Annotated in this window: 11 protein-coding genes and 1 pseudogene; 10 read left to right on the top strand and 2 right to left on the bottom strand. The window is 36.7% G+C overall.

Going from position 1 to position 13984, the window contains the following annotated elements:
* Nucleotides 1–269 precede the first annotated feature (269 nt).
* The 9 genes and pseudogenes from H540_RS31015 to H540_RS31005 all read left to right on the top strand — a co-directional run bounded on the left by H540_RS31015 (nt 270) and on the right by H540_RS31005 (nt 9869).
* Nucleotides 270–1454 (top strand): PucR family transcriptional regulator, encoded by a 1185-nt coding sequence (locus H540_RS31015; RefSeq protein WP_245592370.1) that lies wholly within the window; start codon nt 270–272, stop codon nt 1452–1454.
* Between the two features lie 78 nt (nt 1455–1532).
* On the top strand, nt 1533–2417 hold the full coding sequence (locus H540_RS0126655; RefSeq protein ID WP_028403166.1) for a DMT family transporter: 885 nt from the start codon (nt 1533–1535) through the stop codon (nt 2415–2417).
* A gap of 767 nt (nt 2418–3184) precedes the next feature.
* Nucleotides 3185–3391, top strand: coding sequence for a heavy-metal-associated domain-containing protein (locus H540_RS0126645; protein ID WP_028403164.1), 207 nt, complete (start codon nt 3185–3187; stop codon nt 3389–3391).
* A gap of 771 nt (nt 3392–4162) precedes the next feature.
* A complete protein-coding gene (locus H540_RS0126640) occupies nt 4163–4345 on the top strand; it encodes a YolD-like family protein (RefSeq protein ID WP_028403163.1) in 183 nt (60 codons plus the stop codon).
* Between the two features lie 262 nt (nt 4346–4607).
* Nucleotides 4608–4691: pseudogene (locus tag H540_RS33705) on the top strand (TerD family protein); the annotation flags it as partial.
* Between the two features lie 548 nt (nt 4692–5239).
* Nucleotides 5240–5512 (top strand): helix-turn-helix domain-containing protein, encoded by a 273-nt coding sequence (locus H540_RS31010; RefSeq protein ID WP_051317300.1) that lies wholly within the window; start codon nt 5240–5242, stop codon nt 5510–5512.
* A gap of 6 nt (nt 5513–5518) precedes the next feature.
* The gene (locus H540_RS0126615) at nt 5519–7141 is read left to right on the top strand and encodes a YceG family protein (RefSeq protein ID WP_081415294.1); all 1623 of its coding nucleotides are present in this window, start codon (nt 5519–5521) and stop codon (nt 7139–7141) included.
* Nucleotides 7142–7155: 14 nt separating this feature from the next.
* Nucleotides 7156–8265 carry a toxic anion resistance protein gene (locus H540_RS0126610; protein ID WP_028403160.1) on the top strand — a complete coding sequence of 370 codons (1110 nt, stop codon included), beginning with the start codon at nt 7156–7158 and terminating at the stop codon, nt 8263–8265.
* A 359-nt stretch (nt 8266–8624) separates the two neighbouring features.
* Nucleotides 8625–9869 (top strand): MFS transporter, encoded by a 1245-nt coding sequence (locus H540_RS31005; RefSeq protein WP_034672002.1) that lies wholly within the window; start codon nt 8625–8627, stop codon nt 9867–9869.
* Between the two features lie 429 nt (nt 9870–10298).
* Here H540_RS31005 and H540_RS31000 read toward each other — a convergent pair whose 3' ends face one another.
* The gene (locus tag H540_RS31000; RefSeq protein WP_051317298.1) at nt 10299–11261 is read right to left on the bottom strand and encodes an extracellular catalytic domain type 1 short-chain-length polyhydroxyalkanoate depolymerase; all 963 of its coding nucleotides are present in this window, start codon (nt 11259–11261) and stop codon (nt 10299–10301) included.
* Between the two features lie 1156 nt (nt 11262–12417).
* Nucleotides 12418–13059, bottom strand: coding sequence for a DUF1232 domain-containing protein (locus H540_RS0126590; protein WP_028403159.1), 642 nt, complete (start codon nt 13057–13059; stop codon nt 12418–12420).
* Nucleotides 13060–13199: 140 nt separating this feature from the next.
* Here H540_RS0126590 and ytaF point away from each other — a divergent pair, with 140 nt between their 5' ends.
* On the top strand, nt 13200–13814 hold the full coding sequence (ytaF, locus tag H540_RS0126585) for a sporulation membrane protein YtaF (RefSeq protein ID WP_028403158.1): 615 nt from the start codon (nt 13200–13202) through the stop codon (nt 13812–13814).
* Nucleotides 13815–13984: the final 170 nt, after the last annotated feature.

The following is a 13984-nucleotide window of genomic DNA, read 5'->3' as shown; positions in this document are numbered from 1 at the left end:
AAATTTAATTGTATAGAACTTAAATATACTGCTGTATTTCTTATATGTATTTAATATGCTTTCCCTAACATCTGTTTATTGAAATCTTGAACTAAAAAAATCCTAGGAATATCTGCTGCTTCCCAGGATTTTTTCTTTTTATTTAGGCTGTGTTAATGAACATTGTTGATATTCTTATGACCAACAGGGCAGCATTGAATAATATTTATCTAATCATGCTGCGATGCTTTATAATCATGTTATCTATGTTATTAAAAAGGGTGATATGCATGATGACCGTAAAGGATTTATTGCGGCTGTCAGTTACAAACGATTTTTCGGTTGTAGCAGGTGGCAATGCATTAAATAATCCAATCCAAAGTGTTGGAATTTTAGACTTTGAATTTACTGAAGGTATTCAGCCAGTGAGAGAAACTGCTTTCAGCCCTCATAGCCTTGTACTCAGCAGCTTATTATTTGCTAACCAAAGGCCAGAACGTTTAATCGACACGATTAAAAAGCTTATTGAATTAAAGGTAAGTGCCTTAGCCTATAAGCCAGTTATTTTTGAGGATTTACCGAACGAGGTCCTAAATTTTGCAAATGAGCAAGATTTCCCGATTTTACGTTTTGGTGGAGATGAATTTTTTGAGGATATCATTTTTGAAGTGATGAATTATATTAAAAATAAAGAACATGCGCTCTTTTTACAAAATATAATGAGATGCTTAATCGAAGAGGAGGTATCAGAGAAACAAATACAGTCCTTCTTACAACAAATGAATAAACCGTTTAAGAAATATGTATTTACAGCCAATATTCAAATGAAACAATCCGAGGGCTCCCAATGGATGCACTCCTTTTTCCAATTCGAATCATTTTTGAAGTCTAGTATAGTTTGTACATATAAACACAGCATTCTCATCCTTTTGACAGACAAATCCCAACAGCTCCAATTTGAAAAAATACTAAAGGAATGGATGGACCTTTATGCAATTCCATCAGATGGATTAACGATTGGTTACAGTCAAGTCCACCAGACGCATACAGAACTTCATCTAGCTGTTAGAGAAGCCTACTATGCTCGAATTATTGCTGAAATTGAAATGAAGTCTATTTGTAATTATGAACAACTCGCATCCGAACGGCTGCTTATAGAGCTTTATCGAAAGGATGCACAATTCGCTAACAATTATGTGAAAATGTATTTAGGACCGCTTGAAAAGGCAGATCGAGATTTACTGAATACTGCAGTGACATTTGTGTTAAAGAAAAGTAATGTGAAGGAAGTAGCGGACACACATTATTGTCATCCTAATACGATTCGTTATCGCATGGCGAAAATACGTCAATTAATAGATCCTTTTGGCAACGAGCTTGTTTTTTATGAGAATCTATCCGCAGCAGTTAAATTGTACTTACTGCATAAAACAATCGAAGGAACGACTATTGGATTGGAATCATTCCAAAAATAAGCTTAAAAGTTTAGAATTACAATCAAATTATTGTATTTCTTCTTGTGATATCCTTGTTGTAGTCAAGGAGGAGAAGAGATGAAACAATATATAGGTGATGGAATGCTGCTCATTACAGCGATTATTTGGGGCAGCGGATTTGTTGTAACCGACATTGCACTAAAATATTTAACCGCATATCAAGTGATGGCGGGAAGGTTTGTTTTAGCTACACTTTTACTCACAATGCTATTTGGATACAAATTCAAAAAAATTACAAAATCTGTCGTATGGAAAGGATCTATATTAGGAACTTTTTTATATCTAGGCTTTGCTTTACAAACGGTCGGTTTGCAATATACGACACCATCTAAAAATGCATTTTTAACAGCCGTCAATGTTGTAATTGTGCCGATCATCGCTTACCTAATTTATAAGCGAAGAATTGATCGATATGAAATGCTCGGTTCAGTCATAGCAATTGTAGGCATTGGCTTTTTATCAATGAATGGTTCTATGACGATCAATATAGGTGATGCATTATCCCTTGGGTGTGCAGTAGCCTTTGCTTTTGATATTTTTTATACAAATCTTTTTGTCCAAAAGGAAGATTCAATTTCACTGACGATTGTACAATTCATAACAGCATCTCTGCTAAGTGTAGTTACGATGTTCATTCAAGGTGATATACCGACAACGATCGAAAAGGAAGCAATGTATTCAATTGTGTATTTAGCAGTCTTTTCAACAATGATTGCATATCTTTTCCAAAATATGGCGCATCAATATACAACAGCTACAAAGGCAGCCATTATTTTATCAACAGAATCTTTTTTCGGGATGTTGTTGTCAGTTTTATTTTTACATGAAGTAATGACAGGTCGTATGGTTATGGGGGCTATGTTAATTATGATGTCCATCTTAATTGCTGAAGTAAAGCCAGCCTTCCATAAAAAACACACTGTAAAAAACGCGCGTGAGTGAATAAGTTGTTTTAAGCGGTTATTAAATAAAAATCATTTAAATAACTTGATCGTTTTCTGTAGATATTGTGAAAAATTGTACTTAAACGATAGGGTGCTTGAGTTGAACAAGAAGTAAAAAAAGACCGAATCAAATCGGTCTTTTTGTTTTAGCTAAAAATCAACAATGAGGTTTAACAGAGTTTTTATTTAAAATCTAAAAAAGGCTTATCGTTCTTTACTACGACAATTTTTGCATACTTGGATCGTTTGATTTGTATCCGTTTTATGTGGATACAATAGCTTAATTCTTGTTCTTCCACACAATGGGCATTTCCCTCTTCCATTTGAAGGCAGAGTGCTTAAGGCTTTTCCGCGATATCTCTTAGCCATTTCCATCCATCCTTATTCGTAATAATGCTTTCTCTTTATCTAATGATGGGATGAAATAAATATTGATGGGCATTCAATTGTTTTTTATTTATATATGAGTGAATGATAAATTCGACATGTCCATGTGCTGTATGCAACCAAAAGGGAATATGGTATGCTTCTTCTCTTTGGTTTACCCTGGCATGAACCACTATAAAGATTTGACCGCTTCTGTACGTCGCCGGATGATCTCTCCCCACTATAAAAAAATTCTCCTCTTGTTTCATGATCGAGAGAAGATTGCAAAGCTTCAAGTCAAACCTCCTACATATTTCTACTGCTATTGGGTATATATACAACAAGGGCAGTTAAGTGTTTTCCAGAACCATAAAAATGATTGGAAAGGAAGATCTATAATTGGCGGATACGACTATTTATGTTAAAGAAGCAACAAATGAACAACCAATTCAAACATTAGAAACTATTCTTGTACAAATGGATGGCATTGAATGGGCTTGGGTGGACATGGAAGATGGTGAAGTAAAGATTACATACAATGAAAACGAAGTTACGCAAGAACAAATCATAAACAGGATTCAACAACATGGGTTGCATCTGCTGTGATACATCATTTTTTGCAGGTAGAAGAAACTGATTGTATGAGATATTTCTCCCTCAACAAAACCTTTGTTAACATAGTGGAGACCACAGAAACATTACAAGAAAGATAAAATAAAGAAACAAAGAAAATCCCCAATATCTAGAAAAGGATTGGGGATTTTGTATATAAAGCCTAGGGTCTTACATATAACATCCATTCTTGTTGAACACACCCGGTAGTGACATGAGATTAGAAACGAAATCACATAACTTGTATATAACAAGTTGGGCTTTTTTGATGATCAGTATCATGATCCAGTTTGCTATATAAATACAATTTATAAGTTCACGATAGACAAAATCCAACTTCATGTCGAAAATTCATTTAGGATATATATATATGCAACTAAAAAAATCGACATAAAAACTTTTCTTTTAGGGGGGAGAGAGCATCCGACTAAGCGTAGAAGCGGTCAAACCCTTTTCGTGGCCCACGCAGGGGTAAATCATAGAGAGGGAGCGAGCGCAGTTTCCCTTTTGTTCTACGTGGCAAATAGATATGTCGGAATAACAAAGTGGACTTATATAGATTATACAAGAACCGCCAGAAGGATAGTTTGTTCAAAAATTCACAAATCGTTCAAACAATAGTGACAACGCTTACAGAATCCTGATATATAATAAAAACATAGCAGCTCATATCTTAAAGTTATGTGCTCTTCCTACCATTTTTCATAACTAGTCGATAATTTGAATATATTTGTTTAGACCATTAGTTAGAGAGGAGATACAAGTATGATCTTGAAAGAATTAACAAAAAAACGTGTACTCACCATTGATTATTACAAGAACGGATCGCTACAAACATGCAAGGGGCGTGTTTGTAACCTTGATTTATACGAACAAACTCTTTCTTTAAAAGATGAACAGCAAAAGGTCTTTTCTATTCGTTTATCTGGTATTAAAGACATTCATTAATCGCTTTCTTTGTCTATTAATGATTTGTATTTATGAACGAAAAGAAGATAACTCGAAAGGGCCTAATCCTTTGAAGTCGCCTGAAAGAAATCACCGTTTCTACTAATTCGTTGACTAATCAATGATTTAGAGAAAACGGTGATTTTTTTTATACAAGTGAACAAAAAAACCGTCTTTTTATGGAAAAATATCTCATTATATGTTAGTATTCACATTGTAAAATCACGTCATCGTGATTTTTAGATTAAAAAAGAGTAATTGTATGGCTATCTCATTAGCAAAAGGACAAAAGATAGATTTAACGAAAGGGAATGCAGGATTAACTTCGTTGTTAATTGGACTAGGAAAATGATAGCTGCTTCATTTGGATTCGAAGTGAAAGAATTTGTCTTTTTTGGTAGCCTTGTTCTTGTTTTTTTAGCAACATTTGCAGTCCATGCTTTCAATAAAAACTCAGTAAACGAGACAATAAACAAGTAAAGGGAGGGAGAGCGATCTCCCTTTTATTATAGTTTTACATCTAAACGATAATTATTTGCTGCTTATCCTTATCTTACTGAGTGAATAAAGAAATACTACTACAATTAGGGAAAACAAATAAATAATCCAAAACTTTAGCTTAGGATGCAGGAACGACTCTATAACAATAAATAAAACCCATGAAAAACCTAAACATTCAATGATCCGAATTATTTTTGACATAAGGATTTCTTGGGCAAGTTCTATTTCCTCTTTGGAAGTTTTTCGATTGAACCTATACTTCATCATATTTATAAACCTCCAGAGCAATTCTATATTCTATTAGTATGCACGGATGGAGTAGATATTATTCGAGATTAATTTATTAATCACAATTTCTATAATTTTATGGCTGATGACTGGAGGTGATACATTATGAAACAATTCAAAAATCCTGCTGCCTTGGCTACTGAAGATGAACAAGTTAACGAACTCAATCTAATGGATCCTAACATTCTAAGTTCCCATGAAGCAGTGACAGAATGGGGCATAAATGGTTCTACCCTAAGGAAAAGAGTAAAAGATTTTCCTTTGGGAACCATTCGGAAATTTGGAACTTCCTACGCAGTAACAAGAGAAGGGATGATAAGAGTGTTTGGCCTTCCTAAAAACTACAAAAAAGGAAAGATGGATGATGAAAGGGACTGAGGTATTGTGAATATCCAACCTATAAAAGTAGACATACATCAGAACGATTGGAAATCTCTTTTACACGCTGCTTTACCTCATAGGGGTCAATATGAATGTAATGAAAGTAACCTAACGTATATACAAGTAACAGGTCAATTTTTAGGGTGTTTACTTGATGAAGAAGAGTACCTAGAGTTTTTATTTGAATTGGTTCACGAGAGTGATGTGCCTATCCATCTTTTAAGTCAAGAATTAGATAAAAGAATAGAGAACGAGAGGTTACAAGCTATTCAAAACATCTTCAATATACATAATGTGGAAAAAGGACTATCGGCAAAAAGGTTTGTTGCTTTTATGGAAGGAGCTCAACTTCTGCCATTAAAAGAGAATCAAGATTTTTATCGTCATTTTCGGGAAGAATATATAAATCTGTTAAATCTATTTAAAGAAAACCATCAAAGTTTACTCCATCCCGATTTTCGAAGATTTATAGTAGATACAGTAAAATGGTCATGGAATCATATAAACAATTGGGTAAATAAAACGGATTTCAGACATGAAATACCTAGAATTGTCTGGTATGGAGATGCAAATAAAAGTGAGGCTTACTTTCTTTATTTTCTTATCAAACTTGGATTTGACGTATTATTATTCCATCCAGGAGGGAAGGATATATTAAGTGAAGTAGATAAAGAGGTTACACCAATATATATGTATCCAACTACCATACAAGTAGTTCCGTTCCCTGACATGAAGCCTATACGAAAGTCTACTATAGCAAAGAAAGCAACAAGGGAAATGGAGCAAGTTTTACATTCTGACGACTCCTTACTTTATAAATCGTGGCAATTTCGTTCCTATTGCACGCAAGCTATCACTTTAAAGACAACCTACGATGAATTATTACTTATCTCGAGAGAGAAAGCATTTATTCGACCTAATTTTGAAGTGAAAAACAATACAGTTTATATCCCAAATCTCTTTGCAAAGGTTTTGGGAATCTCTTTAAATAAAAAGGAATATTGGAATAGGGTTCATGAATTAGCGAAAGGTGACCTGGCTACTGTATTCACATCATTTCCGTTTGCCCATTCCGTTAAGGGAAACCAGCAATATCATTATCAGAATGCGCTCAGTAATGGAAGACTAGATCCTGAGAAAATGATAAAAGCAAATTGGTGGATGTGTAAAAAACTACCAGATGGATTGCAACTAGGCTTAGCTGCAGCTATATCTAGATACGTTGAGAAAGCGCTAATAAAACCCTTAGAACACGAAAATAAAGAACAAGTCAAACTGTATTTGTTTACACAAGCAATGGACTTGCCTGAGGAAGTTATCCGTCTGTTGCAACAATTTGATTATTCACAAGAGGTTCCAAGAGTAATGATTTATAATAACGGAAACAACGGAGAAATAACTCGGAGTGATGCAGCTTTATTGTTATTACTAAACGAGTTTGGTGTAGATCTCTTAGTATATAATCCCCGGGCCGAAAATGACATAGAGTTATTTATTGATGCGTCTTTGTTTGATTGTCATTGGTTAGAAGAAGTTAGTTTTAACGAGGTATATCAAAAGGAAACCTCAGCATTTAAAAAAGAAGGTTCTATGCTTAAGCAGCTCTTTCATAAATTACTATCATAAAGGAGAACACAATTATGTCTACGAATTTAAATGAATTACAAACTCTTACGTTAGATAAAAAAGAAGAAGTCTTACAAAATACTTCTGATGTGAAGGCGCAGCTCCGGCAAAATACAGAAGTGGTTAGTCTGTCTCAGGGGATAGACACAAAAGATCAAATTTCACTTCTTGAGTTTGGAAAAGAACCAGCAAATGAAATTTCAGCCTTTTCTGGTCGGGTTCTGAATACGATTAAGTCTAGTAGTATGGAAGAGTCCAGTGCGTTATTAAAAAGCTTAGGAAAAATCATGGATAAGTTTGATAGCAAAGATTTCGTTGAAGAAAAGGGGTTCTTTTCGAAATTATTTGGAAAAGGACAAAAGTTTATTGAGCGAATTATGGATAAGTACCAGACAATGGGGAGCGAAATCGATAAGGTATATGTTGAGATCAAGAAATATGAAACAGAAATGAAAAATTCTACTATGACACTTGAAAAATTGTATGAAGAAAACTTTAAATACTATCTTCAATTAGAAAAATATATTGTTGCATTAGAGTTGAAAATTGAGGATGTAAAGACAAATATGCTCCCTAGGCTTGAAAGCAGAGCAGAAACCGGCGATCAACTCGCGGCAATGGAGTTAGATTCTGTTCGAAACGCCCTAGAGTTAATGGAACAACGAGCTTATGACTTAGAAATGGCTAAACAAGTAGCATTTCAATCTGCCCCTCAGATTCGTTTGTTACAACGCGGAAATACAAAACTTATCGCTAAAATTAACTCTGCATTTGTTACAACCATTCCGATCTTTAAGACGGGATTAATTAATGCAATTGCTGCAAAACGTCAAAAACTAGTTGCTGATTCTATGAATGAGTTAGATAGACGTACCAATGAAATGTTAGTACGTAATGCACAAAATGTTTCTCAACAAAGTGTTGATATTGCACGTTTGGCTGGTACCTCTAGTATTAAAATTGAAACAATTGAACAAACATGGGGTATTATTATTAAAGGTTTAGAAGAAACAAAGGCAATTGAAGACGAAAATCGTCGTAATCGTGAAGATGGTAAACGTCGTTTAGAAGAGCTGCAAAATAACTATCAACAAACCAAGGATAGAATAGTGAAATCACATTAATATATAATACACATACTTAGTGAACTTATAAAAAGCAGCACGTCAATATTAACGTGCTGCTTTTTGTCAAACTTGGTACCTCACTGTATAAGTCATTTTTCCCATTAAATTACAAATTTTCCTTGAATCTTAGCATAGAATAAAGTAGTATGAAATTACTATGAAACGGAAGGGTGACGATAAAGCCAATGATCTACTAATCTTATTTTAAGAAAAGATTCGTATAGAACGAAAACATTTCTGGATAGGATTAGTGCGGGCTTTTATAGACAAAAAGGGAGTACAAGAGTACTTGGTGCGCTTGCCTTTTTGTATTTGATTTGCCCCCCTGTCCAGACGGATGGATAAGGAGGTTTTTTATGACGAAAACAAATTCAGACATTTCAACGGGAGCTTTGTTCCGGAATCAAGTTATCCGTACTATCCTGATGTCGGTGTTTTTTCTCCAAATCGGCATTTGGGTGCGCAACTACTCTATTTTGTTATACGTGATCGAGAAAACCAACGAAAACCCGGTAGCGGTCTCTCTCATTTCCGTTGCCGAATTTGCTCCGATCTTTCTGTTTTCATTTATCGGGGGGACATTTGCTGACCGGTGGCCTCCGAAACGCACAATGATCTGGTGTGATTTGCTCAGCGCGCTCTCCATTTTTGTTGTATTGTTGACGCTCATGCTTGGGAGCTGGAAAGTCATTTTCTTCGCCACACTTGTTTCATCCGTGCTGTCGCAGTTTTCGCAGCCTTCCGGAATGAAACTTTTCAAGCTTCATGTAAAGGAGGAGCTCATTCAGCTCGGCATGTCCATGTACCAGACAATATTCGCCGTGTTTATGATCCTGGGCCCTATTATCGGAACATTTGTTTATCAGCATTACGGCATTGGTGCAGCCATTGCCATCATGGGAATCGCCTTTTTGCTTTCTGCCGCAACGCTTATATTCCTTCCGCCTGACCGGGAGAGCGAGGAGAATAAAGAGAAAACAACACTCATGCAGGAAATGAAGGCCGGGTTCAGCTATGTACGGAATAGCCGGGCGCTGACTTTGCTTGGCGGCTGTTTTGCTGCGGCAGGTTTAGCCATAGGGCTTACACAGCCGCTTTCGGTTTTCCTTATTACCGAACGGCTCGGTTTACCGAAAGAGCAGCTGCAGTGGCTGATGGCGGCATTTGGGGCCGGGATGATTTTAGGCGGCGGACTTACGATGGGATTGGCGAAAAAAACTCCTCCCCAATTTTTGCTCGCCCTTGGAATGACGGTCAGCGCCACCGGATTTTTAGTGATGGGACTTTCCGAACAGTTATGGCTGACACTTACAGCGCAATTTATCAGCGGCTTGTTTATGCCATGCATTCACATCGGCATCAATACGATGATTCTGCAGAACACGGAAGCTTCTTTTATCGGCCGCGTCAACGGCATTTTAAATCCGATGTTTATGGGGACGATGGTCATCACAATGAGTACCAGCGGATGGCTGAAAGAAAGGCTCTCGCTTCTGGCGATATATGAATCTGCGGCACTGCTCTTTATTGTCGGTGTACTCGCCATCGTTCCGCTTTTCAAGCGCTCTCCTGCCGCATTGAAAAAAAGTGAAGAAATATAACTGTAATACAACAAGCAGCCTGGCGATTTTAGCGCTGGCTGCTTGTTTGTTTTCATACAGCCCAATCATCTTAGATGGGCATTTGCCTAAGTACCTTTTTGATACTGGACGCATATCTTGATTAAGAAGTTTAGAGAACGGGGGGAATACACATGGACAGACAAATACCTAGTTATGGAGCATATCCATATCATGACGGCCAATACCATCATCACTATCCATACCATATGGGTTATTATCCACATCACCACCATTATCCATATTACTATCACCACCATTATCCATATCACCACCACCATTACTATGGATATCACAGCGGCTACTAATGTAAAAACAAAAAACATCGAGAAATTTCAGAGAGGAAGGGTACTTCTTGGGGTACCCTTTTTCAGGCTGTTGAAAAACTAACTCGTAGAGATTACTATTTCTTTAATGAGAAGTAAAGAAATCCCACATCATTTGAGAGGCATTTGGCCCAGTGGGATCTGTATAGGAGCCTGTCGAGCTCCCGCCTGACCATGTGTGACGCATAGAGTTTACTAACACTTCTTTCATCCAGTTATTACCATTACTATCATTGAAATCATAAATTGTGTAACTGCGACCATTGGTTATTTGTCCGTTTGTTACTTTGTCTGCCGTTGCATCCATATTCACGCCTGCGTTTGTATTTGTTTTTGCCCACTGCTGAATCGTTTGATCTGCATTGATTGGGTTAACAAAGGCATCCGATTTACCATGAAAATTAATGACAGGAACAGATCGAGCATGGGCACCCATTTGCTGAAATGCCGTATTTCCATCAGCTATCGGGTTTAGTGTTCCATAGAGCATAACTAATGATCCAGTTGTTCCATCATACGCATAAGAATAGTCCCCGCCAGAATGTACACCTATCGCATGGAACACATCAGGATATGTTACCCCCATAATTGTCGACATAAATGCACCTGCTGACATTCCGGCGGCATAGACTTTGTTATTGTCAACCTTATATTGAGATTTGACCTCGTCAACCATTCCTTTAATAATAGCAGGTTCTCCAGAATTACGTACTTGGTTGTATTTGTAAAACCAATTCCAACAACCACTAAGGTTCGCTGCATAATTCATTTCAGGATACAAAACAATAAATCCTTTGCTTTCTGCAAGAGAATTCATTTGCGTACCGTTGGCAAAGTCATTGGCATTTTGTTGGCAGCCATGGAGCATGACCATCAGGGGAACGTTAGATTTACCGTCGTAAGTACTAGGAACGTAAACTTTGTAGTAAAAGCCGCTTCCATAATAATGTGTAGTCCACGTGCTTGCAGCAGAAGCCCCTTGAGCATTCCCAAAAACAAACATAAAAACCAAAAGCAACCCTGACAGAAGCGATGTGAAGTGCCTCAAAAAAATTCCCTCCTAAACAATTGAATGCGCTTACAACACAAGGATCATGCATTAGAGAGCCCTTGAACAAGCCGCTTAAAAACGAGCGAGCATTCAAAAATGTATTGTTTATTATGTTGAAAAGTGCACATGACAAGTGTTGAGCGATAAATCAAGCTTCTCTACATAAGACGTGAAAGTGTCAGCTGTAAAATGTGCAGCAGTTGAAGAGAATCATAAACATGTAATTCGATTTCTTGTATGCTAAATACTTATATACAAGTGAATAAAAAAACCGCCTTTTGATAGTGGGGAGAGATCATCCGGCGACGTGCAGAAGCGGTCAAACCTTTATAGTGGTTCATGCAAGGGTAAACCAAAGAGAAGAAGTATATCATACTCCCTTTTCGTTGCACATAGCACATGGACATGTCGAAATGATAATTCACTCGTATATAGATTATAGTCGTAAAAAGGGAAGAGAGATCAACAGCCATCTCTTTTTTCATCTATTATGTGTGGCTCTACAAAAAGAAGCTTTATTATAATTCTCGGCAGCTAGTGCTGTGACTGTTAATACAATTTTTTTGTTTAGCTTTACACTGACACCTTCCTTTCAAAGTGATTAAAACTATGATATTACTGTATTTTATATTAAAAGTTAAATTCCTCCATAAAATGAAAAATATTCTTACTCTTGTACTTAAACGATCCTGAGGTCTCCTTGGGAGGAGTCTGCCTATTTTTGAATAATCAACATTGATAGAATATACACCATTCTATATAAGTTCACTTTGTTATTCTGATATATCTATCGTTTGCCATGTAGAACAACAGGGAAACTGCGCTCACTCCCTCTCTCTCTCTCCCTGCATGGGCCACGAAAAGGGTTTGACCGCTTCTATGCTTAGTCGGATGCTCTCTCCCCTCTAAAAGAAACGTTTTTTTAGTTGCATTTATATATAAAACAAGTCAAAATACGATACGTGTTTTTAACCCCGATGTTTTGAAAGTGTTGAGAAGGCTTCAACATAAAAAACAAATCAGTTAACTTAATTGAAGGCTTAGTGACTTTAGCGTGTTGAATTTTTCTCAAAACTTTTTGTGGAAACAAGCACTTTTTTCAAGACTTGACAGGGATCGTTCAAATTACGCTGTCATAGTATGGTTGTCTTGCTCATTTCGCAAGACGATTCAATACAAATTGTACGGCGATTGCATCGTCTAAATAACCAATTGGAAAAACATAATCAGGAATAATGTCCGCAGATAAAATAAAGTATAACAACGCACTTCCGAGTATGGCACGTTCGGTAGTTAAAGTTGCATCATCACAATATTGAATATACATTTGCTTTAACTGTTCGATAAATGGCCCCACACTACTTACTTGCTCAACTTTCGTCTTAAAACCCTCACAAATAATCCGATGTCCTTCTTCTGTTTGTGCATATTGTTCGTACTTGGCTAATTCCTGCTCAACACGAGCCATAGTAAACTGTGTATCAACTAATTTAAAAGATTCAAGGATTTCTTGAATGCTATCCACTGAGTAATGAATATCTGATCGCAATTCTTCTTTTCTTCCGCCAACATCAAAACCAGCAGCCTCAATTAACTTCTCTAGCGAAATGTTTAGGTGGTAAGCAAATTGTTGTAAGTGATTCAATTTTGCTTGTTGTTTACCATTTACAATTCGTGAGATGGTTGCTGTATCGATTCCTGTGAGTACGCTAAGTTTACGCATGGACAGCGAATGTTTCTTTAACAATGACTTTAACAGTAAACCAAGGTTTTGTTCTTTATTTTTCTCTGACATCCCTGTTCAACCCTTTCGTGTTACTACATAACAAATTTGTTGAAGTTTTATCAATAGTATATGTAAGGGATAAGCACATTTCCTCAACATTTCGAATAGAGTACCTTATATTTTATTTTATTTTGTTGAGGGGGGTTAGAATGAATATTGGAAGTTTACTGCAAATGATTGCAATCGGTATGGCATCTAATTTGGATAATGCTGGGGTTGGCGTTGCATACGGAGTAAAGAAAATTAGAATTCCATTTATGGCAAACTCCATCATTGCACTGATGGGATTTCTATTTGCGCTTGTAGGAGGGCTTTTTGGAGGTTGGATGTCTATGTGGCTGCCGCCATTTATCTGCAATATCATGGGCATGGTTGTACTGGTTGCCATTGGAATTTGGGTATTAAGTCAACCATTGTTTGAGAAAAAGGTAAAACAGCGCTCTTCTAATCGTAATCTGTTATTACAAATTTTACAAAATCCTGAGGAAGCAGATTTGGATGCGTCAAAATCAGTAGGTTTTATCGAATCCATCATATTGGGGATCGCTTTATCCATAAATAATTTAGCTGGTGGATTTGATGCGGGTATCACTCATCTTAATATTTGGGTAACTTCACTCATTTCTGGAGCGTTCAGTTACGTATGTGTTGGGTTATGTGCTTACTTGGGAGCAAGATTTGCAGCTGAGAAATTAGGAAAGCAAGCAAGTTTTATCTCGGGTATTCTTCTTATTCTGGTCGGTCTTCATCAAGTGTTTAGCTAACATGGGTAGATGAGAAATGAGATGAAAGCTGTTTGCTTATAACCCTGAAAGGTACTATATACAAGTGAATATTTATAGTGGGGAGAGTTTATTCGGCGACGTGCAGAAGCGGTCAAACCTTTGTAGTGGTTCATGCAAGGATAAACCAGAGAGAAGAAGCATACCATACT

Source organism: Ectobacillus panaciterrae DSM 19096, assembly GCF_000430785.1.
GTDB lineage: Bacteria > Bacillota > Bacilli > Bacillales > Bacillaceae_G > Ectobacillus > Ectobacillus panaciterrae.
Note: the sequence above shows the minus strand (reverse complement) of the source record. Positions and strands in the feature narration are given on the sequence as shown.

Excerpts from the sequence above, each read along its gene's own strand:
- H540_RS31015 (WP_245592370.1), top strand. The coding sequence starts at position 270 with ATGATGACCGTAAAGGATTTATTGCGGCTGTCAGTTACAAACGATTTT.
- H540_RS0126655 (WP_028403166.1), top strand. The coding sequence starts at position 1,533 with ATGAAACAATATATAGGTGATGGAATGCTGCTCATTACAGCGATTATT.
- H540_RS0126640 (WP_028403163.1), top strand. The coding sequence starts at position 4,163 with ATGATCTTGAAAGAATTAACAAAAAAACGTGTACTCACCATTGATTAT.
- H540_RS31010 (WP_051317300.1), top strand. The coding sequence starts at position 5,240 with ATGAAACAATTCAAAAATCCTGCTGCCTTGGCTACTGAAGATGAACAA.
- H540_RS0126610 (WP_028403160.1), top strand. The coding sequence starts at position 7,156 with ATGTCTACGAATTTAAATGAATTACAAACTCTTACGTTAGATAAAAAA.
- H540_RS31005 (WP_034672002.1), top strand. The coding sequence starts at position 8,625 with ATGACGAAAACAAATTCAGACATTTCAACGGGAGCTTTGTTCCGGAAT.
- H540_RS0126590 (WP_028403159.1), bottom strand. The coding sequence starts at position 13,059 with ATGTCAGAGAAAAATAAAGAACAAAACCTTGGTTTACTGTTAAAGTCA.
- ytaF (WP_028403158.1), top strand. The coding sequence starts at position 13,200 with ATGAATATTGGAAGTTTACTGCAAATGATTGCAATCGGTATGGCATCT.